At 73.7% G+C, this 25212-nt stretch carries 17 protein-coding genes; 10 read left to right on the top strand and 7 right to left on the bottom strand.

What is annotated here, in order from left to right; genetic code table 11:
• Nucleotides 1-45: 45 nt before the first annotated feature.
• The gene (locus O7626_RS02565; protein WP_278058845.1) at nucleotides 46-1563 is read right to left on the bottom strand and encodes a hypothetical protein; all 1518 of its coding nucleotides are present in this window, start codon (nucleotides 1561-1563) and stop codon (nucleotides 46-48) included.
• 463 nt (nucleotides 1564-2026) lie between these two features.
• Here O7626_RS02565 and O7626_RS02560 point away from each other — a divergent pair, with 463 nt between their 5' ends.
• The 3 genes from O7626_RS02560 (at nucleotide 2027) to argS (ending at nucleotide 6206) form a co-directional block, all read left to right on the top strand.
• Complete coding sequence (locus tag O7626_RS02560; RefSeq protein ID WP_278058844.1) at nucleotides 2027-2626, top strand: hypothetical protein; 600 nt, start codon at nucleotides 2027-2029, stop codon at nucleotides 2624-2626.
• A 139-nt stretch (nucleotides 2627-2765) separates the two neighbouring features.
• Nucleotides 2766-4271: a rifampin monooxygenase gene (gene rox, locus O7626_RS02555; protein WP_278058843.1), complete on the top strand. Its 1506-nt coding sequence runs from the start codon at nucleotides 2766-2768 to the stop codon at nucleotides 4269-4271.
• Nucleotides 4272-4484: 213 nt separating this feature from the next.
• Nucleotides 4485-6206, top strand: coding sequence for an arginine--tRNA ligase (argS, locus tag O7626_RS02550; protein WP_278058842.1), 1722 nt, complete (start codon nucleotides 4485-4487; stop codon nucleotides 6204-6206).
• Nucleotides 6207-6272: 66 nt separating this feature from the next.
• Here the strand turns inward: argS and O7626_RS02545 are convergent, their stop codons facing one another.
• From O7626_RS02545 to O7626_RS02525, 5 genes are all read right to left on the bottom strand, one after another.
• On the bottom strand, nucleotides 6273-7667 hold the full coding sequence (locus tag O7626_RS02545) for a hypothetical protein (RefSeq protein WP_278058841.1): 1395 nt from the start codon (nucleotides 7665-7667) through the stop codon (nucleotides 6273-6275).
• On the bottom strand, nucleotides 7660-8295 hold the full coding sequence (locus O7626_RS02540; protein ID WP_347404740.1) for a SigE family RNA polymerase sigma factor: 636 nt from the start codon (nucleotides 8293-8295) through the stop codon (nucleotides 7660-7662). The genes O7626_RS02545 and O7626_RS02540 overlap by 8 nt, the downstream gene beginning before the upstream one ends.
• 202 nt (nucleotides 8296-8497) lie before the next feature.
• Nucleotides 8498-10051, bottom strand: a complete 1554-nt coding sequence (locus tag O7626_RS02535) for a hypothetical protein (protein ID WP_278058840.1) — start codon at nucleotides 10049-10051, stop codon at nucleotides 8498-8500.
• Nucleotides 10048-12144, bottom strand: a complete 2097-nt coding sequence (locus O7626_RS02530; protein WP_278066036.1) for a dynamin family protein — start codon at nucleotides 12142-12144, stop codon at nucleotides 10048-10050. Before O7626_RS02530 ends, O7626_RS02535 begins: the two co-directional genes overlap by 4 nt.
• A gap of 103 nt (nucleotides 12145-12247) precedes the next feature.
• Nucleotides 12248-13171, bottom strand: coding sequence for an IniB N-terminal domain-containing protein (locus O7626_RS02525; protein WP_278058839.1), 924 nt, complete (start codon nucleotides 13169-13171; stop codon nucleotides 12248-12250).
• A gap of 499 nt (nucleotides 13172-13670) precedes the next feature.
• Here O7626_RS02525 and O7626_RS02520 point away from each other — a divergent pair, with 499 nt between their 5' ends.
• From O7626_RS02520 to O7626_RS02495, 6 genes are all read left to right on the top strand, one after another.
• Complete coding sequence (locus O7626_RS02520; RefSeq protein WP_278058838.1) at nucleotides 13671-15080, top strand: Hsp70 family protein; 1410 nt, start codon at nucleotides 13671-13673, stop codon at nucleotides 15078-15080.
• A gap of 11 nt (nucleotides 15081-15091) precedes the next feature.
• Nucleotides 15092-17707 (top strand): helix-turn-helix transcriptional regulator, encoded by a 2616-nt coding sequence (locus O7626_RS02515; protein ID WP_278058837.1) that lies wholly within the window; start codon nucleotides 15092-15094, stop codon nucleotides 17705-17707.
• Nucleotides 17708-19047: 1340 nt separating this feature from the next.
• Nucleotides 19048-21276 carry a nitrate- and nitrite sensing domain-containing protein gene (locus tag O7626_RS02510; protein WP_278058836.1) on the top strand — a complete coding sequence of 743 codons (2229 nt, stop codon included), beginning with the start codon at nucleotides 19048-19050 and terminating at the stop codon, nucleotides 21274-21276.
• Nucleotides 21248-21667 carry a roadblock/LC7 domain-containing protein gene (locus tag O7626_RS02505; RefSeq protein WP_278058835.1) on the top strand — a complete coding sequence of 140 codons (420 nt, stop codon included), beginning with the start codon at nucleotides 21248-21250 and terminating at the stop codon, nucleotides 21665-21667. The genes O7626_RS02510 and O7626_RS02505 overlap by 29 nt, the downstream gene beginning before the upstream one ends.
• A 6-nt stretch (nucleotides 21668-21673) precedes the next feature.
• Complete coding sequence (locus tag O7626_RS02500; RefSeq protein ID WP_278058834.1) at nucleotides 21674-22057, top strand: DUF742 domain-containing protein; 384 nt, start codon at nucleotides 21674-21676, stop codon at nucleotides 22055-22057.
• A 70-nt stretch (nucleotides 22058-22127) separates the two neighbouring features.
• Nucleotides 22128-22862 (top strand): cellulose binding domain-containing protein, encoded by a 735-nt coding sequence (locus tag O7626_RS02495; protein ID WP_278058833.1) that lies wholly within the window; start codon nucleotides 22128-22130, stop codon nucleotides 22860-22862.
• A gap of 142 nt (nucleotides 22863-23004) precedes the next feature.
• Here O7626_RS02495 and O7626_RS02490 read toward each other — a convergent pair whose 3' ends face one another.
• Entirely contained in the window at nucleotides 23005-24612 is a 1608-nt protein-coding gene (locus O7626_RS02490; RefSeq protein ID WP_278058832.1) for an AAA family ATPase, read from the bottom strand.
• A 171-nt stretch (nucleotides 24613-24783) separates the two neighbouring features.
• Between O7626_RS02490 and O7626_RS02485 the strand changes: the two genes are divergently transcribed.
• Nucleotides 24784-24978, top strand: coding sequence for a CsbD family protein (locus tag O7626_RS02485; protein WP_278058831.1), 195 nt, complete (start codon nucleotides 24784-24786; stop codon nucleotides 24976-24978).
• Nucleotides 24979-25212 lie beyond the last annotated feature (234 nt).

Here is a 25212-nt window from a genome sequence, read left to right as displayed (position 1 = left end):
GCACCGACACCGACGCGCTGTCCGAAATAGACGATTTTCACCTGCTCAGCCCCAGCGGGCCAGCAGGGCGGCGCAGTAGGCGTCGACGTCCTGCGGGCTGACCGGGGTGCGCCGGTGTTCCACCTCGGCCACCGCGTCGGCCACCGGTCCCGCCCACTGGCGGAGGAAGATCCAGCCCCCGACGTGCGACTGGTGCCTGATCTCGCCGGTCGGGCCGCTGCCGCTGACGTCGCGGCGCACCTCCGGACGGCCCCGGCGCCGTCGGAAGACGTTCCGCAGGAAGGTGCCGGCCAGCAGCCGCATGTCGTCGTCGGTGAAGACCGGGGGCAACGCCGGAGTCGCATGGTAGAGGCGGGCGAAGTCGAGGTCGATGAGCACGTGGGTGACGTCCTCGGGCCGGGGCACCGCCCGGTAGCCGGGACGGAAGCGCGACACGTCGGTCTCCGGATCCCCGGTCGGCTGCCAGCCCCGGTAGACGTGCCCGAACGACGGCCAGTACGGCCAGGTGAAGGCGCCGCCCTCGACCCGTAGTTGCGCACGCAGGGTCCGGGCCATCGCGACGGCCCGGTCGACGTACTCCCGGTCTCCGGTCACCGCCGCCAGCTCGACAAGCGTCCGACCGACCGCGAGAAACTCGTTGGTCGGCAGTTCTGCCCCGGCGAACGACACCGGCTCGTCCGGCAGCCAGGTGTAGTAGCCCTCGCCCTCGGCGGAGAGCCGCCACTGCTCCTCGTGCACGGCCAGCGCCTCGTGCACCGCCGTCAGGTAGTCGTCGACCCGGGCGACGATCCCGGCCGGCACGAGATCGGGCCGTTCCCGGGCCAGCCGGGCGAGCCCGGCCATCGGAAACGTGATCATGCCGGTCTGCGCCGCCAGCACCACCCGGGCCGGCTGGACCCGGTAACTGCCCGGCCGGGGCTGCCGGCGAGCGGCGTCGGCAGCCCCGGCGGTCCCGGCGGCGCCGGCCGACTCGGGTCCGGGTAGCAGGCGCACGGTCGTGCCGTCCTGCCAGGTGTACTGCCGGTAGGCGACCAGGTCGGCCCGGCGCGCGCCGGCCGGGTCCAGGTCGAGCCCGCGCAGCACGGTCTCCGGCCGACCCGGGTCGGCCCGCCGCACGGTGAGGGTGAAGGTGCCGTCGGCGTCGGGCGTGACGACGACGGTGGCCCGGAACGCGTGCGGCGGACAGATCCGCACCTCCAGCGCCGGATCGCCCCGCAGGTCCGGCACGGTCGCGGTGACCACCGTGTACCTGCCCGCCGACCCCCAGACCGGCAGGCTACGCCCCCGGAAGTCCCGCACCCCGCGAACCGAGTCCCGGACGTCGAGCACGCCGTCGACGGTCCGGGCGAGCCGGTGCAGATATTCCGGATCGCCGGTGGCCTCGGCCATCACCAGATAACTGTGCATCCGCCAGGAGCTGCCCCAGCCGATGGCGCCGGCCTCGTTGTGCGGCGGACCAGACCCACCGGTCAATGCGGACAACTCGGCGTCGATTTCGTCGAACCGCGCCCGGCGCTGACTCGCCGTCGACGGCGTAACGCGGCGGCGCACTGCCCAAAGCATCGACGGAGGCTATCAGGAATCGGCCCACCGCAACGTCCCCGAAGCACTCCGGCCCGAACCGTACGCCGAGCGCCCCGAATCTCGCGGCAAGCACTCCTTTCCACGGCAGCACACGCCAACCCCGCACAGGCGAGTCATGACCGAACTCCATTATGCACAACCGAATGTTCCAGTTCGGTCGACGGTTGAACCGCGGTTGTACGCTGACGGCATTCCGGGGGGAGTGACTATCGGCGAGTGACGGCAGGCACCGAGATGAGGGCGGATGGGTAAGCAGCGGACCCGACGGCGCAACAGGCGCGGGCAGACGGAGGAAATGGTCGCGCGCGTCGACCCGGGCCCGCCACCACAGCCGAACCGCCGCACGACACCATCCGACCGTGCCCGTGCGACGGAAAGCGACCCTCGCCGTTCGACAGGAAGCAGGCCGGGCGCAGCCGAGGCGTCGCAGTACAACCTCATAATGGAAAAGGTCGCGCAACCCGGGCCGGTGTTGGCGGTGCTCCTGATTTCGGGGCTCATCGCAGCAGGCTGGCTGGCTCCCAGGTACGTCGCCGACCCCACCACCATTGCCGGCCCGGCGCGTTACGTGGTCGCGGCCGGCCTGGCGGTCATAGCGTTTCTCTCGTTCTCGACGCTGAACCTCGTGGCCTACTGCCTGATCGTGACGAGGCAGTCCGAGCCGACGAAACGGTTCGTGTCGGCGGTCGGAAACCGCGCCGCCATCGGCGCGATCCTGGGTACGCTGCTGGGCCTGCGCATGGCGAGCATGATGGGCGATCGGCCGGTGGAGGACCCGGCCGTCCAGCCGACGACCTTCCTGGACTTCGAGAGCAACCTGAGCAACACGATCACGCTCGTCACACTGGCGCTGATCGGCACCGCGTGGCCCTACTGCTGGGGCCCGGTCAGGGCCTCGATGACCGCCTTCGCATCGAAGCCGCCGCTGGCGGCCCACGCCGGCAAGTTGGGTTTCGCGCTCGGGGCGACCTTGCTCCTCAGCAGTCACTTCCTGGGATTCGGCGTGGCACTGGCCGTGTATCGCGGCGTCGCCAATCCGTAGCCGGTCGCCAATCCGTAGCCGCACACAGGGAAATCCCTGCCACTACCAACATATACCGCACCCCCGGACTTGCGGCAAGACCCCCGTCGTGGCGCACAATCGTCGGCCGAAGACAACAAGCGGCAACCGGGGGGATTCCATGTTCGATGTCATCGTCGTCGGCGGTGGCCCGACCGGCATGATGCTGGCGAGCGAATTGCGACTGCACGGCGTCGACGTGCTCGTGCTGGAGAAGGAGACCGAGCCGCCGCCGTTCGTGCGGTCCCTCGGGCTGCACGTACGCAGTATCGAGATACTGGACCAGCGGGGCCTGTTGCGGCGATTCCTCGACAGCGGCAAACAGCACCCGATCGTCCCCGGCGCCGTCCGAGGATTCTTCGCCGGCATCGAGAAGCCCGCGCCCGCCGGGCTGGACACCGCACACGGTTACGTTCTCGGCATCCCGCAGACGCTCACCGACCGGCTGCTCGCCGAGCATGCCGCCGAAGTCGGCGCCGAGATCCGGCGCGGCGCGCCGGTGGTCGGACTCGAACAGAACGACGACAGCGTGACCGTCCTCGTGGCGAACGAACTCCTGGAAAACGGATCCGTGACGCCGTTGCGGGCACGGTTCGTCGTCGGCTGCGACGGTGGGCGCAGCACGGTTCGGAAACTGCTCGGGATCGGATTCCCCGGTGAGCCGTCGAAAATCGACACGCTGCTGGGCGAGATGGAGGTGACAGCCTCCCCGGACGACATCGCCGCGGTGACGATCGAGGTGCGCAGGACCGAGAAACGGTTCGGGATCGGGCCGTCGGGCAAGCCAGGAGTGTTCCGGGCGGTCGTACCGGCGGAGAACGTTGCCGAAGACCGCTCGGTGCCGCCGACGATCGAGGAGTTCAGCCGACAACTGCGCAGGTACGCCGGCACCGACTTCGGCGTGCACTCCCCCCGCTGGCTGTCCCGCTTCGGCGACGCGACCCGGCAGGCCGAGCGCTACCGGGTCGGCCGGGTGCTCCTGGCCGGGGACGCCGCGCACGTCCACCCGCCGCTGGGTGGACAGGGGCTCAATCTCGGCATCCAGGACGCGTTCAACCTCGGCTGGAAGCTGGCGGCGGCCGTCCACGGCTGGGCGCCGGAGGACCTGCTGGACAGCTACGAGCGCGAGCGCCATCCGGTCGCCGCCGACGTGCTCGACAACACCCGCGCCCAGATGCACCTGACCGTCGACGAGCCCGGACCACGGGCGGTTCGGCGACTGCTGGCGCAGTTGATGGACCTCGACGACGTCAACCGGTTCCTGGTCGAGAAGGTCACGGCAATCGGCGTCCGGTACGACTTCGGCACCGGCCATCCCCTGCTCGGTCGGCGACTGCGCGACATCCGGCTGAGCGGCGGGCGCCTGTACGAGCTGATGCGCACCGGCAACGGGCTGCTGCTCGACCAGACCGGACGGCTCTCGGTCGACGGCTGGACCGACCGGGTCGACCACGTTCTGGAGGCCACGGATGGCGCGGGCATCGCGGACGGCTGCGACGCGTCGGACGTACCGGCGATGCTGCTCCGGCCGGACGGGCACGTCGCCTGGGTCGGCGACGATCAGCAGACGCTCGACGTCGCGCTGGCCAGGTGGTTCGGCACCGCAGGAGCCCCTGCCACCGGCTGAGCGGACGCATCCGAGGACTGCGACATCCCCGGATGCCGACGTCCGGCATGCAGAAACCCGTACACCCCGGAGCCCAACTTCCGGATACCCTGGCGCCGTGGCCAGTCCTGTCACCACCGGCGGAATCGATCCGCCGGTGCCGCCGTACGCGATCGATCCGCTCCCGGCACGTGTGGTCCGGACAACGGACCGGAGCGAGGAAGGCGTACCCGGATGAATCTCGAAAGCCTGCTCAGCGACCGGCTGGCACGGTCGTTCGCCGCCGTCGCCGCCGACGACCCGGTGGATCCGGTGGTCCGGCGCTCGCGGCACGCGGACTTCCAGGCCGAGGCGGCGCTGTCACTGGCCCGCCGGCTCGGCCGGCCACCCCGGGAGATCGCCGCCGAGGTGGTCGAGCGGGCCGCGCTGGCCGACCTCTGCTCGGCGGTCACCGTCTCCGGCCCGGGGTTCGTCAACCTCACCGTCTCCGACCGCCTGCTCGGCGACCTGGTGTCGGCGATGGCCGCCGACCCCCGCCTCGGCGTGCCCGTCAGCCCCACCCCGGAAACCGTGGTGGTCGACTACTCGGCGCCGAACGTGGCCAAGGAGATGCACGTCGGCCACCTCAGGTCCACCATCATCGGCGACGCCGTCGCCCGGCTGCTCGACTGGCTCGGGCACCGGGTCGTCCGGGCCAACCACCTCGGCGACTGGGGCACCCCGTTCGGGATGCTGATCGAGCACCTGGTCGACCTCGGCGAGTCGGCGGCGGTGGCCGAACCCTCCATCGGCGACCTGGACTCGTTCTACAAGGGAGCGCGGGCGAAGTTCGACGCCGACGGGACGTTCCGGGAACGCGCCCGGCGGCGGGTGGTCGCCCTCCAGGGCGGCGACGAGGCGACGCTGCGGCTCTGGCGACTGCTGGTCGCCGAGTCGGAATCGTACTTCCTGGCCGTCTACGACCGGCTCGACGTGCTGCTGACCCGGGCCGACTTCGTCGGCGAGAGCCACTACAACCCGATGCTCGGCCCGGTCACCGACGAACTCGACCGGCTCGGCCTGCTCGTCGACAGCGGCGAGGCGGCCTGCGCCTTCCCGGCCGGCTTCCCCGGCCGGGACGGCGAGCCGGTCCCGCTGATCGTGCGCAAACGGGACGGCGGTTACGGGTATGCCGCCACCGACCTCGCCGCGCTCCGCCACCGGATCGGGGAACTCGGCGCCACCCGGCTGCTCTACGTCGTGGGCCTGCCGCAGCGGCAACACTTCGAGATGGTGTACGCGGTTGCCCGGCAGGCCGGCTGGCTACACCCGCCGGCCCGGGCCGAGCACGTCGGCTTCGGGCTGGTGCTCGGGCCGGACGGCCGGAAACTGGCCAGCCGGTCCGGTGACTCCGTGAAGCTGGTCGAGCTGCTGGACGAGGCGGTCGACCGGGCGGCGGCGCTGGCCCGGCAGAAGAACCCGGACCTGGACCCGGCGACCGCCGCCGCACTGGGCCGGGCGATCGGCGTCGGCGCGGTCAAGTACGCCGACCTCTCCGCCGACCGGACCAGGGACTACGTCTTCGACTGGGACCGGATGCTCGCCCTTTCCGGCAACACCGCCCCGTACCTCCAGTACGCGCACGCACGGATCAGGTCCATCTTCCGGCGGGCCGGCCAGCCAGCCCCGGCCGGCGTACCCGTCTCGGTCGTCGCGCCCGCCGAACGGGCCCTGGTACTCGAACTGCTCGCCTTCCCGACGGTCGTCGACACCGTGGCGGAGACGCTCGAACTCCACCGTCTCGCCGCCCACCTCCACGCGGTAGCGGTCGCGTTCAGCGGCTTCTTCGAACACTGCCCGGTGCTCCGCGCCGAGCCGGCCGTCCGGGACAGCCGGCTCGTCCTCTGCGACCTCACCGCCCGGGTACTCCGGCACGGGCTGCACCTGCTCGGCATCGCCGCCCCGGACCGGATGTGAGCGAACCGCCCCGGGGGTGAACCGCCCGGGGGCAACGGCTCGGCCGGACAGGCCGGACCGAAGCTCTCACCCGGGCGCCGCGCGCCGACGGATTCTTCGCCGGCCGACGAGCCGCCGGCAGCACCGGACGAGCCAGCCCAGCATCGGGGCGAGGACCAGCCCGACCGCCAGCAGTGCCCACCACTGGGCTGCGAACGGGGACGGGCCCGGGGACGGACCGCCGAAGCGCCCCGCCTCGACCAGCTGCCGGGGTACCGCCATCCCGGTGACCTCGTCGGCCGCGTCGACAAGCAGCTCCAGCTCGCTGTTCCGGTTCACCGCCACCAGCACCGTGCGCCGGGACGTCATCTCGGCGGCGGGGGTGTACGACAGCACCGGCTCGACCCCGGCCCGCCAGCCGAGCACCTCGCCCGGCCGGCCCGGCAGGGCGATCGGGGCCCCGGCGCTCGCACCCGTACCGGCGTCGAGGAACTCGATCCGCCAACGCTGCGCCGCGAGTCCGCTCTCGTCGCAGAAACTGGTGCAGCCGTCGACCGCGAGAATCGCCAGCCGCCTGCCGTCCGGGCTCCATGCTCCCGTGCCGCCCAACTGCCGGTGGCCGAGGTCCAGGCTCCACCGTTCCCGTCCGGTGGCCGCGTCGAGCACCGCGAGCCGCTGCTCCCCGTCGACCGCGTGTTGGCTGGCGACCGCCACCGAGGCGCCGTCCGGGGAGTACGCCGCCGCGCCGTACGCCAGCTGGCCGCCCTTGACCAGGTCGCGGAACTCCCCGGTGGTGGTGTCCACGGCGACGAGGTCGTCGGGGTGGTCCGGATCGTTCAACTGCTGCCCGTCCGGCCCGTACGAGATGCCCTCGTCGTCGTTGTTCCGGCCGCAGACGAGCCAGCGCCCGTCCGGCGACCAGGCCAGCGGGGTGAGGCCCCTGCCGGACGCGGACGAGGAGCGGGAATCGGAGCCGGAGCCGGAGGCGCGGCCGAGCTGGCGTTCGTCGCCGGTGGCCAGGTCGAGCAGGGCAGGGCCGAATCGCGCGTAGTACCGACCGTCCGGGGAGAGCACCCCCCGGCTCTCCCCGACGTCGAGGTACACCAGCCGGTAGGCGCCGCCCCGCCCCACCACCACCCCGGTGTCCTCGAAGTAGCGGGTCGCGCCGGTGAAGAACATGACCGTCGCCGGGCCGGGTGCCCACTGCCGTGCCGTGGCCTGCCACAGCCACGGCACCTCCACCCGGCCGGGGATCGCAGGATCGGCCGTCGCCGAGCCGTCGCCCACGGTCCCCGACGACGATCCGGCGAGCAGCGACGGCGACAGCACCGCACCGGCCAGCAGCACGGTGGCGACACCGGCCGCGGTGGCGAGCCGGACCCGCCGCCGCCGACGACCCCGACGCCACAGGTCGTCCGGCAGCCGGACCGGCGCCATCTCGTCGGCGTACGCGGTCAGCACGCCACGTACCCGCTCATCCATTGTCGACGCTCCTCTCCCCCGCCGGCACCTGAAGTGCTGGCCCGGCTCCAGGCGTCTGGCCCGGCGCCCGGACGCCGTCGAGGTCGCGGACGCCGTCAAGGTCGCGGACGCCGTCGAGGTCGCGGACGCCGTCAAGGTCGCGCAGCTCCGGTGCGACGGCGCGCAGCCGGGCCAACCCGTCCCGCACCTGGCTCTTGACCGTGCCGACCGAGCAGCCGAGCACCTCGGCGGTCTGCACCTCGGTCAGGTCCTCGAAATAGCGCAGCACCAGCGCGGCCCGCTGCCGTGGCGCGAGCCGGGACAGCGCCCGGCGGATCACGATGGAGGTGTCGAGTTGGCCGGTGTCGTCCGGCGCCGCCCGGTCCGGGACGTCGGCGTGCGGGATCGCAACCGGACGCCGGCGCCGCCACCACGACACGTGCTGGTGGTAGAGGACCCGCCGGACATACGCCTCCGGGTCGCCGGAGGCCACCACCCGCTCCCAGTGTCCGGCCACCTTCAGCAGCGCCGACTGGACGAGATCCTCCGCGAGATGCCGGTCGCCGGTGAGCAGGTACGCCACCCGGGACAGCGCCGCCAGCCGCGCTCCGACGTACGCGCGGAAGGACTCCTCACCGTTCACACCCACCCCCTCATCCCATACACGCCTGACGGCGCCGGTACGGAGGGGTGCCAGCGCGCGGCAGGATCGCGCTCGTTCCGGGAAAGAGTCCTCGCACGACCGGCGGAGGCCACTCCTTCCGGGAAAGAGCGCGATCTCGCCAGCGAGGGCACGCGAGGGCGAGCGACGGCGAGCAGGGGTGGCGGGGCGGGGCGGGGTGGCGCGGCGGTCAGGAGAGTTCGGCGAGGATGCCCTCGCAGCTACGCACCACGACGCGGGCGGCACGGCGCTGGTCGACGCCGCGCAGCGGATCCTCGGCCAGGTCCTGCCAGCGGCGTACCGCCGTCGAGCCGCGGGCCCACAACTCGTCGCCGGTGGCGTCGTGCTCGACACCGAGCCGGGCGGCCAGGCTCGCCCCGTCCCCGCCGATCAGCCGCTGCGCCTCGGCCGACAACTCCGGGTCGAACCGCAACTGGCCGCCGAGCAGCGCCGCCGAGAGCCGCAGCTCGCGGAACTCGTGCGCACCGGCGAGTACCTGCTCCAGCCGGGCCAGCAGCTCGGCCGCGCCCGGCCGGGGCTCCGAGCGGAGCAGCGACTCCAGCGCCATCAGCACCGCACGGGCCTTGAACACCGGGGCACGGTCCACGAAATACCTGGTCATCGACTCGCGCAGCTCGGTCAGGCCGCTGCGCCGGACCAGTTCGGCGGCGAGCCGGGCCCGGCTGTCGGAGCCGGTCCGGACCAGGGTGGTCGACAGGCGTACCCCGAAGATGCCGAGCCGGTCGAGCAGCCGGCGCCGGGTCTCCAGGTCCAGCGGGATCGGGAAGTCGGCGGCGAGGAACCGGTCGGTGGAGAGCAGCAGCCGGTCGGTCTCCGCCCGGGGTAGCCCGGCGAGCGCGGCCAACGCGGCGTACTCGGACTCGCTGAGCATCCGGCCGGCGAGCGCGACCAGCCCGCCGACCGCGACCACGCTCAGGCAGCGCGCGCTGACCCGGGGGTCGCGGCGGTGCCGGCGGGCGAGTTGCCGGGCGGTGAGCAGCGCGTCGACCCGGCCGCCGGCCAGCTCGTCCACTCTGGACAACACCAGGAGTACGTTCACCGGCGCGGCCCGGGCCACCGAGCCCGACTGGGCCGCCTGGAACGCCGGCAGGTCGTCACCGCTGCCGTCCCGGCTCAGGTACAGCACGGCATCCGCCTCCCGGACGATCCGCTGCACCGTGGCCGCCGCACCGGCACCACCGACCAGTTGGGCGTCCCCACCTGCGGTCGGACCCGCACCGATCGCCGGCCGCCCGCTTCCGTCCCGGCTTCCGGGGCTGGCCGTCCGCGCCTCGACACCCGACGCGGCCGCCGGGGTGTCGATGAGTACGGCGTGCCGCAGCGCCCTCGTCGGCCACTGCACCACGATGTCGTCGACCTGGTCCCACCGCCCGCCGCCGAGATCCACCCGCATCCCACTCGAGGTACGGGTCACCGCCAGGTCCCGGGGCGCACCGTTGGCCGGGTACGCGGTGACCCGGGGTTCGGGGCCGTCCTCGTACCAGGTGAAGACCTGGCGGCCGTCGGCCACCTCGACCGGCGCGACCGCCTCGCCCATCACGGCGTTGACAAGCGTCGACTTGCCGGAGCGCCAGGGACCGGCGACGGCGATCCGCAGCGGCTCCTCGAACCGGGTGAACTGCCGGTGCAACTGCTCGACGGCCCGCGGATCGTTGCCGTAGACCTCCAGCGCCTCGTGCACGAGCCCCCAGGCTGCCTCGTCCAGCCGCCCCACCCGACTCATGAGCCGGCTTCCGGGCCGACCGGGCCGATCGGGGTGGGTGTGCCGATCGGGGCGGAGGTGCCGACGGGCTGCGCGCCGGCCAGCACCTGTGCCTTCTCGTAGAGGTCGGCGAGCCGCTTCATCTCCAGGGCGAGCCGGCGCTGCCGCTGGTCGCGTTCGGCCGCGTCGGCTTCGGCGGCCTGCTTGGCGGTCCGGAACGACCGGACGATGCCCTCCTGCAACTCCTCGGTCAGCGCGGCGAAGTGGTCCCGGAGCATCCGCTGCACCTGCCGGGCGGTGTCCTTGCAGTCCTTGCTGAGCCGGAGGAAGAAGTCGTCGACGTGCCGCTGGGTCGCCGTCTTGACCGCCGCCTGCCGACGTTTGAGCAGCGACTTCCCCTCGTCGCGGACACTCTTACCGCCGAACAGCGCACCGGCGCCGAGCGAGATCGGGTTGATCAGCGGCATCCCGGCCAGCGTGGTGGCCAGGCCGAACATCAGCACCCCGCCGTACGAGCCGCGCAGGCCGGTGACGAGTTTCTGGGTACGGGTGAACCGCTCCACGGTCGGCTGTTCCATGATCTGGATCCGGTCGCCGAGGTTCTCCGGCACCCGCACCGACCAGCCCGGCAGTGCGTCGAAGCCGTACCTGTCGAACTGGCTGGCGACCCGGTTGGCGATCCAGCCGCAGCGCTCGGCCAGCCAGGCGTAGTTCGCCTCGGCCGCGTCGGTGAGGTTCTCGGTCAGCCACTCCTGGAAGGTGTCCCAGCCGTTGAGCGGGTCGGCCTTGTCGAACGCCTCGTCCACCTTGCGGAGGATCTGCCGGGTACGGTCCCGCAGGTCGTACTCGACGTCGGAGATCAGGTCGGCCATCTCGTCGTTGAGGGTGTTCTGCCAGCGCACCGAGCAGCGGCGCAGCTCGTCGACCTCGCGCTGGGCGGCGTGCAGTTTCGAGATCGGACCGGAGTGTTCGTCGGCGGCCTCCTTGGCGACCGTCAGCTCGGCCCGGAGCGGAGCGGCGAGCTGCTCGACGACGGTACGAGTGGTCAGCGCGACCGCCGCCCGGGCCAGCGCGTCGGCCTTGCCTGCCTGGTCGCGCTTGATCCGGCTGATCAGCTCGGGAAAGTGCGACTCGGCGTTGAGCTGCTTGTCGTTGCTCCGGGCCGCCTGTAGCCGCAGCGTCGCGGAGACCGGGATCAGCGCCGCCACCACGCCCGCGTCGGCGAGGTGCTGACGGTTGCGTTCGACCACGCTGCGCCAGTGCGGCACCATGTCGATCTTGCTCTGCACGACGGCCAGGTTGGCGTGCGACCGCGCGATGTGCAGCAGCAGGTCCAGCTCGGCGACGGAGAGTTCCCGGGTCACGTCCGAGACCAGCAGCACCAGGTCGGCCTGGCTCGGGGTGGCGGCCGGACTGATCGCCCGGCCCGGATCGGTGCCGTCGGCTCCCGGGGTGTCCACGAGCACGAGTCCGGAGGCGAGCAGCGCCCGGGGGATCCCGATCTCGGCGTGCTCCAACCCGCCGCCCGGACGTCGTCCCGAGGTCCCGGCACCGCCGACCGTACGCCCGCCGCCGGTCGGTCCGGTGCCGGCCGGGCCCGCCGGCAGGTCGGAGATTCCGCCGCTGCGACCGCTGATCCGGGCCGCGATCTGCTCGATCGGTACGGCGATCCGGTGTGCCGGGCTCGGCACCGCCGTACCGGGTCGGGTAGCGGCCAGCGGCGGCGTGGGCGGGGTGACCGGACCGCTACGGTCCGGTGCCCCCGCCGGGCCGGACAGCCGCCGGGGCTGCTGGCCGTCGGCGGGGCGGCGCGCCGGCTGTTCGGCGACCGGTGGCGGGCTCCAGACCAGGGCGGCGGTCGGGGTCTGGGCGTGTCCGACCACTGTCGGGATGGTGGTGCTGATTCCCTCGCCGACCGGGCAGACCGAGGCGTTGAGCAGTGCGTTCACGAGTTGGCTCTTGCCCTGCTTGGCTTCGCCGACGACCAGTACCCGAAGCCTCGGGTCCAGCAGTTGGGCCCGGCGACGCCGGAGCCACGAGGTCAGGTCGCCCCGACCGTGCGAGCCGGAGACCCGCACGACCTCGTCGAGTACGTCAAGCCAGCTGGGCGCCATCACGCACCAAGTGTGCCGGTTGCGCCGGAATTATCAAGAGGACCGAAGGCCGGACCGTGGGACCACGGTCCGGCCTTCGGCGGGCCTCACGGACTTCCTGCGCTCAGAGAAGGTCGTCCGTGATCCCCAGGAGGCCGCCGGAGGTGGAGGCGTCTACGTCTCCGGCGGTGCCGCTGTTGCCGAGGACACTCGAGGTGGTGTCACTCAGAGTGTGGCCGAGGTTGTCGGTCAGGTCGGTCACCCCGGAGGTGGTGCCGTCCAGCACCGGCGAGCCGGTGGAGTCGAGTGGGTCGAGGTCCAGCGCGTCACCGACCCCGCCCACCGTGCCGGTCACGCCACCGACGGTGTCCGTGACGCCGCCGACCGTGTCGGTCACGCCGCCGACCGTGCCGCCGACGCCGAGCGAGCCGACCAGTCCGGTCACGCCGTCCAAGGTGCCCTGCACCGTGTCACCGGCGAAGTCGACCAGCCCGAGCTGGTTGCCGTCGACGGTGTCGCCGACCAGGCCGTCGGTGGTGCCGACCGCGTCGGTGGCGTCGGTGAGCACCGGCTCCACCACCTCGGAGTCGAGGGTGTCGGCGACGTCCACCTCGGTCGGCACCAGCGGGTCGGCCAGACCCAGCGGATCGGAGAGCCGGTCGGCACCGAGCCCCGGCAGGACCCCGCCGAGCGCGCCCGGCGCGATGCTCATCGCACCCAGCGTCGCCGCATTGACGTCCGAGCCCGGCGAATGCGTACCGACCCCGAGCTGCGTCGCGACGCTCTGCAGTTGGCCGATCACGCCACTCGGGTCGAGCTGGAACTGCCCGAGGCCCGGGTCCTCGCCGACCGGCGCGAACGAACTGAGGCCCTGCACCGGGGCATAGTCCACCACCAGCGGCACCACGTCCTGAACGTCCGCGACGCTGATGTCGGCCAGCCCGGCCTCGCGCAGCGTCCCCTCCGGGTCGATCTCGAAGGCCGACCGGGCGTCCGGATTGGTCAGCAGGTTCAGCACGAAGTCGTGCAGGGTCTGGGGCGAGCCCATGGGCCGGTCTCCTCGGTGCGGTCCTCACACCGGCGCGGATCCGGTGCGACGAACTGGGCGGCGGATCCGCTTCCGGTCGGAGCGGGCCCGTCAACTGGTGCGGCGGAGCCTACGTCGGGTGTTGCGATGAAGCCAGGCGTCACCGGGAGCCGGACCTCGTCTGGTGCGGGTGTTGCCGACCTCCGGCGGCGACGCGCTGCGTTGCGCCGCCGCCGGATGTCGCCATCGACGCTAGCCGCGCCCCTCCGCTCCGGACATCGGGGACGACGCCGAGGTCACCCGCCACCCCCGCTAGGGCCGCGCCTTAGATCTGCGTTAGGGGCATAGGGGATGCGTTCCGTCGGAGTTAGGGTCCCGATGGCGGATAGATCTCTGGTACGAAAAGATGACTCCCCTAACGGCCCACCGGACGATCCCAGCCGCCCCCGGTTGCCCCGGCTGAGGCCACGACATGTACGCGCCGTCCCGGCGGAATGACTCGCGGTGGAGGAATGGTCGGATGCCCTACGTCCTCGGAATCGACATCGGCAGCACCGCAACGGCTGCCGCTGTCGCACGACTCCGGGGCAACAACTGGGATCCCCCCGAGCCCGTCCGGCTCGGCCCGGTCGGCCACGCCGTCCCCTCCGTACTGCTGATGTCGTCGAACCGGTCGATCACCGTCGCCGACCCCGACGAGTACGACGGCCCGGTCGACAGCGGCTGGGTCGCCCGTGACTTCGCCGGCCGGATCGGCGACGGCGTACCGCTGCTGCTCGGCGGCGAGGCGTGTTCGGCGCAGGCGCTCAGCGCCATGCTCGCGATGTGGGTGGTCGAGCGGGTGATGGAGCAGGAGCGCGAGCATCCCGACTGGATCGTGTTGAGCCATCCGGCGGGCTGGGGCGACCACCGGCGGCACCTGCTCGGCGAGGCGCTCTGGGACGTCGGCCTCGGCGACGTGGCCCTGCTCCCGGCACCGGTGCTCGTCGCCGCCAGCCACGCCGCGCACGGCTTCTCCGGGCGCACCCTCGCCGTGCACACCCTCGGCGGGCAGACCTGGTCCACCGCCGTCGTCGACCGGGCCCAGCCGCTCGGCTTCGAGCTGCGCACCGGACAGGTCGGCGCCGAGCCGCTCGGCGGGGCCGACTTCGACGAGGCGCTTGTCGAACACGTCCGTTCCGGGCTGGCCAAGGAACTCGCCGACCAGGCCGACCCGCTGGTCCGGCAGGCGCTGCTCGGGCTGCGCCGGGAAAGCCGCCGGGCCAAGATCGAACTGACTCTCGCCGACACCGCCGACGTACCGGTCCGGCTCCCCGCCCGGCAGACCCGGGTGCCGGTGCGCCGGGCCGAGTTCGAGGACCTGATCCGGCCCGCCGTCACACTCACCGTGCAGGAGCTGGTCCGTACCGTCCGGTCCTGCGGCCTGGCCCCACACCAGCTCGACGGGGTCCTGCTGGCCGGCGGCTCGGCCCGGATCCCGCTGGTGCGGGAGCTGGTCGCCGCCCGCTTCCCGGTGCCGGTCGAGGTCGAGGCCGACCCGCAGCTCACCATCGCCGCCGGTGCCGCCGTCGCCGGCTACCACCTGCTGGACCGGCAGCGCGGCAACCGGCCACCGCCCCGCCCGCCGGTGATGCGCCCGCCCCGGCCCGGTGTCCGGCGCGGCGAACCACCGGCCCGCCGGCAGCGCGGCCGGTCCGGCGACGGTCGCGAACCCGGCCGGTACGACGAGGACCGCTCGCAACTGCCACCCCGCCCACCGATCCGGATCACCCCACTGGAGTTGCCGATGCGAAAGCTGTCCCGCTTCGCCTCCGGCCGGGACACCACTGTCGTCGGCTTGGCGGCGCTGCTTGGCGCGCTCGGCGGGCTGCTCGGCGGGATCGGCGGATCGGATCCGCTGACCGTCGCCGCGTCGGGGTGGGGCTGGTGAGGACCGCCGTCATGCCGCGCACCGAGACCGAGATCCCGCTCGTGCTCGACGAGCAGACCAGCGCCTTCCTCAGCCGGGTCGACGCCGACCCGCAGGCACCGCTGCGCACCGCGATACAGGCGGTCGGCGGGCACGGCAAGACCGCCGTACTCGCCCGACTGCGCCGCGGCTACCAGCAGGCCGGCGTACCGGTGCCGGGCTCGTGGCGGGAACTGGCCGACTCCGGCGACCCCGACTGCGCCGTACTCGTCGACGACGCGCACCTGCTCGACGCCGCCGCGCTGGCCGAGCTGCGCCGGCTCGCCGAGAGCGGCCGGACCCGGCTGGCGGTCGCGTTCCGCCCCTGGCCCCGCCCGGCCGGGCTCGCCGAGCTGGCCGAGGTACTGCACCGGGGCGGCCCGCCGGTGGTGCTCGGCCCGTTCACCGAGCAGCGCACCGCGGCGTACCTCGGCACCGCGTACGGGTCTGCGCTGCCGCCCGGGGTCGCCCGGCTCGTACACGAGCAGACCGGTGGCGTACCCCGGTTCGTCGAGTGGCTGGCCCGGGCGCTGCGCCCGGCCGACCGCCGGCCCGGCCGCACGGACCGGCCGCCCACCGACCGGCCGGCACCCGCCGCGCCGACCCTGGAGATACCCCGGTCGGTACTGCTCCAGTTCGCGCCCGAGCTGGAGAGCCTGGAGATCGAGGTACGCCGGCTGCTGCTGGCGATGGCCGCCGGCCCGGCACTCCCCACCGACCTGCTCGGGGCGCTGCTCAACCGGCACCCGGAGGAACTGGACGAGCCGCTGGCCGCCGCCCGGGCCGCCGGACTGCTCGGGCCGGACGACCGGCTCGCCCCGATCGTCCGCCGGGCCATCGCCGCACTCAGCCCGGCGAGCCAGCGGGCGGCCGTCTGGCAGCGCCTCGCCGAGCTGCAACTCCAGCGCGGCGGACGGGTACTCCCGCTGGTCCGGTCGATGCTCGACGGCGGCTTCGGCGCCAGTTGCCCGGCCGGCGTCGCCGAGGCCGCCGGTGACGAGGCACTCGGCGAGGACCCGGCACTGGCGGCCCGGCTCTTCGCCGTCGCCGGTGCGGCCGGCCGGCCGGTGGCGGCCCGCCGGGCGATGGCGGCGGCACTCTCCGCCGACCTCGACTCCGCACTGCGCCTGGCCGACCGCCTGATCGCCACCCCGGACTCGCCGGACCGGGCCGACGGGGCGGCCGTCGCCGCCACCGCGCTGGTACACCGGGGTCACCCGGACCGGGCGGTCGAGCTGTACCGCTGGTCCGGCACCCCGTCGTCGGTGGCCTTCGCGGCCCTCGGCGCGGCCGGCGCCGGCCGGGTCGACCAGCTCGACCGGATCCTCGCCGACCCGCCGGCCGACGGCCCGCCGACGATGCTGGCCAGCGCGGCGCTGCTGATGGCCCGCGGGCTGAAGGAAACCCTCGCCGGCCCGCCGACCGCCGCGCTCTCCACCCTGGTGCAGGCATCCGCGCTGCTCGAACCGGCCGGCCGGTCGGTGCTGCTGCCGGAGACCCCGGCCGCGCTGGCCGCCCTGGTGGCCCTGCACTCCGGTGAACTCGACATCGGCGAGCGGGCCCTGGACCGGGCCACCGCCGCCGGCCTCGGCGGGGCGCTGACCGCCCGCCGGCACCGGCTGCTCCAGTCCTGGCTGCTGATGGTCCGGGGCCGGACCGGCGAGGCCGCCGCGCACCTGGCGGCGGTCACCACCGGTCCGGTACCCCTGGAATCCCGTGACCTGGTCTTCGCCGCAGCGCTCGACCTCGGCATCGCCCGCCGCAACAGCGACCTGCCGGGCCTGCAACGCGGTTGGGAACGCGCCCGGGAGGCGGTGGTACGTCACCCGGTGGACCTGTTCACCCTGCTTCCGCTCGGCGAGTTCGCGATCGCCGCCGCCCGGCTCGGCGAACTCGACCGGCTCGCCCCCTATCTCGGCGAGGCCCGGAACCTGCTCGCCCGGCTCGGCGACCCGGCACTGTGGACGACACCACTGCACTGGAGCTGTCTGCACGCCGCGATCCTGGCCGACCGTCCGGCCGTGGCGGACGAACACGTCGCCGCCCTCGCCGCCGCCACCGGACACACCCGGTACGCCTCCGTGGTGGCCGCCGCCGGCCAGAGCTGGGTCGAGGTGCTGCGCGGCACCGTCGACCCGGTACGCGTGGAGGCCGCCGCCCGGAGCCTGCACGGCATCGGACTGTGCTGGGACGGTGCCCGGCTGGCCGGTCAGGCCGCGATCCGTACCTCCGACCGGAAGGCGATGACCACCCTGCTGGACTGCGCCCGGATGCTCCAGGGCCGGCCCGCCGGTGCGAAGGGCGGCACCCGGCCGGCGGGTACCGGCAACACCCCGGTGGCCGACGCGATCGCCGCACCGGCCGAGGACCGGCTCAGCGAGCGGGAGCGGGAGGTGGCCGAGCTGGTGCTCAGCGGGCTGACGTACAAGCAGATCGGTGACCGGTTGTTCATCTCGGCCAAGACCGTCGAACACCACGTGGCCCGGATGCGGCAACGGCTCAACTGCGCCAACCGGAGCGAGCTGCTGGCCCGGCTCCGGGCGATCGTCGAGGAGCGGTCCGGCGGCCGGCCGGCCGGCTCCGCCTGGCCGCAGCGGACGGCACGGTGAAGGGGGCGGGGCGCCGGATAGCGGCGCTGGGCGCCGGACTCCGGCGCGGGGGACCGGTCCGTACCCCGGCGGACGCCGCGCCCGTCGACGGTCCCGTCGACCCGGCGGTCCCGGCGGTCCCGGCGGTCCCGGCGGACCGGCAGGACGACCAGCCACAGCCCACGGAACAGCGAAGCGACCGGGTGCGACCTGCGGAACAACCCGCCGACCGGTCACGACCTGGGGACCAGCGGAGCGACCGCCCACGACCGGCAGAACAACCCGCCGATCGACCACGACCGGTCGAACGCGCAACCGACCGACCACGACCTGGGGACCAACGAAGCGACCGGGTGCGACCGGCGGAACAGCGAAGCGACCGGGTGCGACCGGTCGAGCGGGCGGACGACCGTGCACGGCCTGGTCAGCAGCCCGCCGAGCGGCCACGTCCGGCGGAACAACCGGCGAACCGGCCTCGGCCCGCCGAGAGACCGGCCGATCGGGCGCGGCCGGCGGCGCGACCGACGGACCGGCCACGTCCGGCGGAGCAACCGGCGCAGCGCCTGCGGCCACCCGAGCAACCGGCGCAGCGGCTGCGGCCACCCGAGCAACCAGTGGACCGGCCCCGGCCAGCCGAGCAACCAGCCAATCGCGCACGGCCGCCCGAGCAACCGGCGAGCCGGCCACGGCCCCCCGAGCAGTTGGCGAACCGGCCACGGCTGCCGGAGCGACAGGTGCCCGGAGGTGGCAGATCCGGTCCGGGCGTCGGGCCGGCCGGACGCGGTGCCCCGGGACCGGAACGCGGCGAGCCTCGACCCGGCCCGGCAGGACGCGGCAGCCCCGACTCCGGCCCGGCAGGACGCGAGGGCTCGGCCAACCGGCCGACCGACCGCGGCGGCTCCCGCTCAGGGCATGCCAAGCCCGGCACTGATCCCGGGCCGACAGCGCGGACCGGATCCGGTCCCGGGCCGTCAGCACGAACGGGATCCGGTCCCGGGCCGTCGACGCGCACCGGATCGGGTTCCGGTCCTTCCCCGCGCACCGGATCGGGTTCCGGTCCTTCCCCGCGCACCGGCTCTGGTCCCGGGCCGACGTCGGCAACCGGGCCGACGTCGGCAACCGGGCCGACGTCGGCAACCGGGCCGGCGGGGCGTACGGGGGCCGGACCGGGAGGTCGTACCCGGGCCGGGGCGGCAGGGCAGGTGGGGTCCGGATCAGGGACGGTGGCTGCTGAGTCCCGGCCGGGAGGGGCTGGGACCGGTGCTGCCGGCTCGGCCGGTGCGGCCGACGGGACCGCCGCAACCGGCGGGACCGGGGCACCGGAGAAGCCGGGGGGCGCCTCGGCAGCACCCAGCAGGATCGTGGTCAAGGTTGCCGCGCTGCTGACCGTACTGACCGTGCTCTGGGCGTACGCCAGCTTCCTGACCGCCCGGGACGCGATGGACCTGCTCGCGGTCCGCACCCTCGGCACCCAGCTCGGTCAGCCGACCGACGCGCTGATCCTCGGCCTCCAGGCGGAACGCCGGCTGAGCATGGTCGAGTTGGCCGCACCGGGCCGGCACCGCGCCGCCCTGCTCGAACAGCGTGCCCGCACCGACACGGCTGTCGGGGCGCTGCGGCGGTTCGCCGGACGGACGGACCTGCGGCTGGCCACCGTCGGCGCGGTCCGGGAGCGGGCGGCGGAACTGGTCCGGCGGCTGGACGAACTCGGGCGACTCCGGGCTGACGTCGACGGCGGCCGGATCGAGCGGGCCGCCGTCGCCGCGTCCTACGGGGACATCATCGATGCCGGCTTCGCCGTGTACGGCTCGCAGTGGGCGAGCCGGCGCAGCGAGCTGATCGAGGAGACGCGTACCCTGCTCGCGCTCTCCCGGGCCGCCGAGCTGCTTTCCCGGGAGGATGCCCTGGTGGCCGGTGCGCTCGCCTCGCCCAGGTTGACCGGGGCGGAGCACGCCCGGCTGGTCGACCTGGTGGCGGTGGCCCGGTTCGTCCGGACCGAGGCCGCGGCCGGACTTCCGGAGTCGGAGCGGGTCGACTACGACCGGCTGGTCAGCGGTCCGGTCTTCGCCACCCTGCACGCCGTCGAGACGGAACTGCTGACTGCCGACTGGGACGGCGGGACTCCGCCGGTGCAGCCCGCCCGCTGGCAGGCGACGACCGAACCGGCCCTGTCCGAACTGCGGGCGCTGGTCAGCACCGGGGTACGCGACAGTGTCGACCGGGCCTCCCGGGGTGCGGCCGGGGTGGTGGTCCGGGCCGGGCTGGTCGGCGGCCTCGGGCTGGTGCTGCTGGTGGCCGCCTTCGTACTCACCCTGCGCGGCACCCGGCGGGTCGTCGCCCGGCTCGACGACCTGAACAGTGAGAACGCCACTCTGGCCAGCGCCCGGGACGGCCTGGCGGCGGAGCTGACCGCCCAGCGGAACCGGGCGGCAGAGCTGACGGACCGGGCGGCCGAGTTGACCGACCGGGCGGCCGAGTTGACCGCCCAGCGCAAGCGGCTCACCAGCCAGCGGGAGCAGCTGGTGGTGCAGACCGGGCAGCGGCAGGCGGAGGCCGAACGGGTCACCGAACGGGCCGCGCAGATCGCCGCCCGGCTCGCCGCGCACCAGCGGGCCCGGGAGGTCAACGCCTGGTTGGCCCGGGAGAACCAGAGCCTGCTGCACCGGCAGATCGGCCTGCTCGACGCGATGGAGCGGCGGGAGACCGACACCGAGGAACTGGCCGAACTCTTCCGGATCGACCATCTCGCCACCCGGGTCCGGCGGAACGTGGAGCAGATGATCAGCCTCTCCGGCGGTACGCCCGGCCGGCGCTGGCGGCGGCCCGTCCCGCTGGTCGACGTCGTACGCGGTGCGGTGGCCGAGGTGTCCGACTATCCCCGGGTACTGGTGGCCCCGCACTGGTCGGGGGCGGTCGCCGGGCGGGCGCTGCCGGACCTGATCCACCTGCTCGCCGAGATCGTCGAGGCCGCCCTTTCCGGCTCGGCCCCGACCACCACCGTCCGGATCGCCACCGAGGTACGCGACGACGGCCGGGCGATCATCGTCAGCGACGACGGCGTGGGGCGGAGTCCGGCCGAGCTGGCGGCCGTCAACGAGCTGCTCCGGGACACCCCAAACACCGGCCCGCTCAACGGCGCGGTCGGGATGTACGTGATCGGCCGGCTCGCCCGCCGGCACGGCGTCACCGTCGAACTGACGGCCGGTCCCCGGGGCGGAACCGCGGCGATCGTGCTGGTGCCGGCTACTCTGCTGGTCGAGACATCCGAACCCGAACCGGCTCCCGCCCCGGGCACCACCACCGCACCGGGACGACCGACCGACACCGCCGTCGGACCGCCGGCTGGTGCCTCCCGACCAGGGGCCGCACCGGCGCTCCCGGTCCGGGTCCGCCGTCCGGACCCGGGGAATCCGGTCGGCACTCCGAGCCGGGCCGCCGGCTCCGCGCAGAACGGCGCGCCCGTCCGGCGTGCCGCAACCGACTGGTCGGCGACGATGGAGCTGCCGGTAGCGCTCCCGGCACCCGGCGACGACCAAACCGAGAGCAGCGGAAGGACGACAGGTGACTCACGCAGTGGTCACGACGGATAACCTGGTCCGGATACTCGACGAGTTCGTGGACCGGGTCTCGGCGGCCGAGCACGCCGTCGCGCTCTCCCCGGACGGGCTACTGCTCGGGGTCTCCCGGGGAGTCGGCGGCGAACTCGCCGAACAGCTCTCCAGTGTGGTCGCCGGGTTGCAGGCGCTGGCCCAGGCCGCCGCCCGGTACTCCGACGACGGCGCGGTACGGCAGGTCATCGTGCAGATGCAGAAGGCGTTCCTGTTCGTCGCCGCGACCCGGGGCGGTGCCATTCTCGCCGTACGGTTCGCCGGGGACGCCGACGTCGACTCGATGGCGTACGAGGTGGCGTTGGCGGCCGGCCGGGCGGACACGCACCTGCCCACGTTTCCGGTGCCGGCCGATGACCTGACCGGGGGGTGACACGCGGTGCGCACCGGTGCAGGAGGTCGGCACGAGGATGCCTGGTACGACCAGGACGCCGGACCGGTGGTCCGCCCGTACGCGATGACGCGGGGCAGGACGCAGCCGATCCGGGGACAGTTCGATCTGATCTCTCTGGTGGTGGTCCGCTGGCCGGTGCCGCAGCGTTCCGACCTGACGCCCGAGCAGTCCGAGATCCTCGTGCTGTGCCGCCAGCCGCTCTCGGTGGCCGAGATCGCGGCCGCGCTGGACCTGCCGGTCGGCACCGTACGGGTGCTGCTCGGCGACCTGCTGGACGCGGGCCTGATCGACACCCACGAGCCGTCGGTGCTCAACGTGCCCTCGGAGGACCTGCTGGAGGCTGTGCTCGCCGGGTTGCGGGCGCTCTGATCCGCCCGGCCCGGGTCTGACGGGCGGGGGCGGCACGGCGTCGCCACCCGTGCAGCGAAAGGGAAGTCACGTGCGCAATGATCGACAACGTCCGGCGCGTACCCTGCCGGTCGCCATCCTCGACGCGCTGCTCGCCGTTGCGGCGGCGGTGCGTGCCCCGGTCCGCCGGCTGGCCCGGCTGTTGCCGGCACGCCGGGGTGACCGGGCGATGGTGGGCGCGATCGGGGCGGCGGCACTGGTCGTCGTCGTCGGCACCGGATTCCTCGTCTTCGCGCTGCTCCGGACACCGGACCAGTTCGCGCCGCTGGGTGTGGCGCCGCCACCCTCCGCCGAGATCGAGGTGGACCCCGGGGACGGGGCGGGCGACGCGACGGGCAGCGCGACCCCACCCGCCTCCTCGCCACCGGCCGGGTCACCCGCACCACCGGGCAACGGGTCCCGGAGCCGGCCGCAGCGGTCCGCCGCCCCGTCCCCCGTCCCGCCGCCGACCCTGGCCGCCCGGTACGCGACCGAGGACGTCACGCTGCTCAACTACACCGCTTCGGTGACCATCACCAATCCGGGTCCGGGTACGGCCAGCGGGTGGCGGCTGGTCATCACCCTGCCCCGGACAACCCAGTCGGTCGCGGCGGTGCAGGGCGCCGAGGCCAGCCGGGACGGTGCCACCTGGACCTTCGTACCGACCGGAGCGACCAGCCGGGTGCCGGCGCGCGGCTCGGTGCAGGTGCGCTTCCGGGTCGACGGCGCCCTGATCGACGGCGAGCCGACTGCCTGCACGATCGACAACCGCGCCTGCCAGGCGTAGTCGGCAGGCCGCACGACCGACAACGACCCCTGCCGGGCATGACCAACCGCCTGCACGACCAACGACCAACGACCAACGACCAACGACCAACGACTAACGACCAAGCCTGCGAGGCTCAACCGGCGGTCGGATGGTCGGGCGGTTATTCGATCGTCCAGGCGAGCCGACCCTCGGCGTCGACGGTCGGGCGGTACCGAGCGGCGTACGGCTCGCCGGTCTCCAGCGACCTGGCCACACCGACCAGCAACTCGGTGACCGATGCCGGCCAGCCGTCGAAGCCGGTGCCGTCCTCGGGATAGAACTCGCCGACCCGGCCGTGCCCGCCGGAGCGCTGGTCGACGAGCAGGCTGCCGCCGTCGCCGGCCGACGCGAAGGGCACGAAGGCCGGATGCCACCAGTGGTCGTCCGTCGCCATGTCGGCCCGAACGTCGCAGGTCAGCGCCCGGTCGGCGCCGATTTCGTCCAACGACAGCGGCCGGTAGAACGGCGGCAGGTCGAAATGCTCGGCACCGTCGTGCCGGCGCAGCGAGGCGACCAGGTCGGCCGGGAACGGCACCGACATCCGGACCTGGAGCGCGGCGATCCGGGCCGGTGCGGCCGGCGGTCGCAGGCCGGCCAGGCTGCGCGGGGCGTGTCGGGCCAGCCAGCGCTCGATGCGTGACCAGGCGCCGTCGATCCGGGCGGTGGTCGCCCGGTCCGGCACGGTGGGGACCACCTTCCGGACATACGGCGGGCAGGCGGAGCCAAAGGCAGAGGCGGATGGCCGGGACACGGTCGAGGGCGGGACGGGTATCGGGAGCCGAGCGGTCGGTGCCACCCTGTCCGGCACGTCCCGCTGATCGATGACCGTGTGCTGGTCAACGAACGCCGGACCGGTCGACGTGACCAGGTTCAGGCCGCAGAGCAGCAGCACCGAGGCCAGGAAGACGGCAAGCAGGACGATCAGCACCCGCTTGCCGCTGACCGTCCTGCTCCCGGCCGGCCGTCCCGCGTCGCCGCCCGTCGACGGGCCGCCCGACGACAACCCGCCTGACGCCCCGGCCGACGACGCCCCGGCCGGCTGCGGTCCGGCCGGCTGCGACGACCCCGTATCGGGACTGGCCGGAGCCGGCGGCTCGGGCGCACGGGTCGCGGTCGGGCGACGAGTGGCGTGCAGCAGTGGATCGAGCCAGCCCGGTGCCGCAGTCCGGAACGTCTCCGTCGGGAGCGCGGCCAGCCGGTCGGCGGCGTCCGCCGGGATCCGCCCGGCCAGCCGGACCGGCAGCACGGCGAGTTCGTCGCCGTCCCCTTCGCCGACCGCGACGACAGTGCCGGCCAGGTCGCGGCCGGCGAGGACGTCGAGGGCCAACGTCGTGTGGTTGACCGCCTCCGGCCCCAGATCGGCGACGAGCACCACCGGAGCGCCCAGCGTTCGGGCCAGCTCCGCGAGGGTCCAGCCGGCCCGTCCCACGGGTACGACGAGACCTGGTGCCCCGGCCACCAGCACCAGGCCGTGACCGTGGGAGAGGGACCGTACCAGCCTGGCCAGGTCGGTTACGCGGGTCGGATCGGCGGCACCGGCGCGTACCTCCAGATAGCTGGCGACGTTGTCACACAGCACCGCGGGCGGGACGTCCGGAGCGTCGTCGACGATCCGGAGCACCGCCACCCGTGCTGTCGACGCCGCGCAGATGGCCGCGGTGGCCACCGCCCAACTCGTGCTCGACGAAGTGGTGGCGACCACCCACGGTCCACCGTCCGGCCAGGTCATCCACGCCTCCCCCGCGTCGCCCCGGGCAGCCTACCGACACCTCCGGTCCGGCGCGGGGCACTCGATCGGCTGGTGGAGCGGCCGGCGTGGCCGGTTTCGGTGTTGCGGGGTCGGGGCACTAACAAAGCGACGGAGCGTATGCACCACGGCCAGTATTGGAGGACACACACCATGGGCATCGGAGACAAGATCCGGCACAAGGTCGAGGAAGTGACCGGTGCGGCCAAGGAGAAGGTCGGCGACGCGACCGACAACGAGCGGCTTCAGGCCGAGGGCGCGACCCAGCAGACCGAAGCCAACGTCAAGCAGGCCGGTGACCACGTGGGCGACGCCGCCCGCGACACCCGGGACGCGTTCCGGGGCTGACTTCCGTCCCATCCGGCGGGTCCGGGTGGTGGGTGCCTCGACCCTGGCACCCGCCACCCGGGCCCGTTCGTCTGCCGCTACCTCCCGCTCGTCTGCCGCTACCTCTCGTTGGTCCTCGCCGCAGCCGTGCTGGCGCGAGCCGGTGTTCCGGGACGCCGGCTCGGTGACCCGCATCGGACTCCGACACGCGGTCCGTGATCGGCGGGCAGATTTCCATTCCGCGCTGGGCAGGGC

This window comes from Micromonospora sp. WMMD1102 (genome assembly GCF_029626265.1).
GTDB lineage: Bacteria > Actinomycetota > Actinomycetes > Mycobacteriales > Micromonosporaceae > Plantactinospora.
Note: the sequence above shows the minus strand (reverse complement) of the source record. Positions and strands in the feature narration are given on the sequence as shown.